Raw genomic sequence first — 1,466 nt, forward strand, 5'->3', positions numbered from 1 at the left:
CAACCGGGCCCCGCGCCCGGCCGCGTCTGCCTTAGGAGATCGCAACGCCCATGCCGTGGATCAACAACCTGAAACTGATGCCGAAGCTCATGCTGACCTTCGGTGTCCTCTTGCTGGTGATGCTGCTGCAGGGCATCGTCGCCTACCGTGGCCTGCATTCGCTGAACAACGTGACCACCGAGCTGGCCGGTTCACGCATGGAGAGCATCCGCATGGCCGGCGAGATGCGCGGCATGCTCGGCGAGTACCGCAACAGCGCCTACCAGCAGCTGATCCGCGCCAGCGACGACGTCAAGGCCGACGCCCGCAAGCAGGCCGTCGAACTGCGCACCAGCATGGACAAGTCGATCAAGGACTATCCGAAGCTGGTCGACAACGCACAGCAGAAGAAGCTGTTCGACACCTTCGCCAAGGACTGGAAGGACGCGCTGGCCTCCTATGACAGCGTCACCGAAATGCTGGAGCTGGACCTGCCCGACGATGCGATCGACACCTTCGTCGGCGAGACCCGCACCAAACACCGCAAGGCCGGCGCAGCGCTTGAAGCGCTGATCGCCGAAGACAACCGCCTCGCCCGCGCCTCGCGCGACGAAGCCGCCTCCACCTACTCCGCCTCGGCCGTGCTGACCGTCATCGCCCTGCTCGGCGGCGCCGCGCTCGGCCTGGTGCTGGTGTGGCTGTTCGCCCGTGCCCTGGTCGGCAGCGTGCGTGGCGCCGTCTCGGTGGCCAACGACGTCGCCGGTGGCAAGCTCGATGGTCACATCGATGTCAGCCGCCAGGACGAAGTGGGCGAACTGATGCAGGCCATGCAGCGCATGCAGCGCGACCTGCGCGAGCGCACCGAAACCGACCAGGCCATCGCCCGCGAGAACCTGCGCATCCGCACCGCGCTGGATTACAGCTCGACCGGCGTCTACCTGACCGACCCCAACAACACCATCGTCTACAGCAACCGCGCCCTGCAGCAGACCCTGGCCCAGTACCAGGACGAGTTGCGCCGCGACCTACCCGACTTCGACGTCCACGCCTCGCTGGTCGGCAAGCCGGTCACCGTGCTTGAACACCGCGGCGAGATGGACAACACCCTGCTGGCCAACCTCAAGCAGCATGGCGTTGCCCGCCGCCCGATGCAGTACGGCGATGCCCAGTTCGCCCAGGTTGTGTCGACCATCCGCAACGAAGACGGCGACACCGTCGGCTACGTGGTGGAATGGCGCGACCGCACCCAGGAAGCGCAGGTCGAGGCGGAAGTGGCACGGGTGATCGCCCAGGCCGCTGCCGGCGACCTGTCCGGCCGCATCGATGCCAACGACAAGGAAGGCTTCTTCCTGCAGCTGGCCCAGCAGATCAACGGCCTGCTGGACGCCAACTCGGGCAGCATCGAACAGATCTCCGGCCTGCTCGCCGCACTGTCGCAGGGTGACCTGACCGTGCGCATGCAYGGYGACTACCAGGGCGTGTTCGCC

1 protein-coding gene is annotated in these 1,466 nt (G+C 66.5%); it reads left to right on the top strand.

The window, feature by feature from the left end:
• Window positions 1-50: 50 nt before the first annotated feature.
• Window positions 51-1,466, top strand: a 1,416-nt coding sequence (locus AB4Y84_RS21570) for an MCP four helix bundle domain-containing protein (RefSeq protein ID WP_442250919.1), incomplete at its 3' end; no start/stop codon positions are given.

The sequence above is a fragment of the Stenotrophomonas sp. 2YAF22 genome (genome assembly GCF_052114665.1).
In the GTDB taxonomy this organism is placed as follows: Bacteria; Pseudomonadota; Gammaproteobacteria; order Xanthomonadales; family Xanthomonadaceae; genus Stenotrophomonas; species Stenotrophomonas indicatrix.